The organism is Thermococcus sp. MAR1 (assembly GCF_012027305.1).
Taxonomy (GTDB): domain Archaea; phylum Methanobacteriota_B; class Thermococci; order Thermococcales; family Thermococcaceae; genus Thermococcus.
The window spans coordinates 1-397 of the sequence record NZ_SNUF01000038.1; the positions used below are offsets into that span (position 1 = coordinate 1).

At 48.9% G+C, this 397-nt stretch carries 1 pseudogene; it reads left to right on the plus strand.

The features are described 5' to 3' along the window. Nucleotides 1-364 (plus strand): annotated as a pseudogene (locus tag E3E25_RS11440) (metallophosphoesterase); the annotation flags it as partial. Between the last annotated feature and the right edge of the window lie 33 nt (nt 365-397).

The window sequence follows — 397 nt, forward strand, 5'->3', positions numbered from 1 at the left end:
TCGGGAGGCGCTTAGAAAGCTCGCACGAATTTTAAAGGATTCTGATGCAGTAATCTACGTTGTTTCTGGAAACGAAGATGATCCGGAGATAGTGCGCGAGTTTTTCGGCGAAAGTAGTGTCGAACCGGGGAGCACCGTGGAAATAGAGGGTTTCCGCTTTGCCCTAGGTCATACTTGGAAAGACGTCGTCAGCCTTGAAGCTGACTTTAGGCTCTATGGTCACAACTTTAAGCTGATTGAGAGAGGTCTGAACGGTGTTCTTGGGGTTAACTTTGTCTTACTCCCGAGTAGGAGGACTTGTCGGGTGAAATACCCATCAGGAACGGATTTTGATAGGGGCTACAAACTCTGGAGGGGTATGTGATGAGGTTCCTGCGTTTTGGGCCCTTGATGGTCT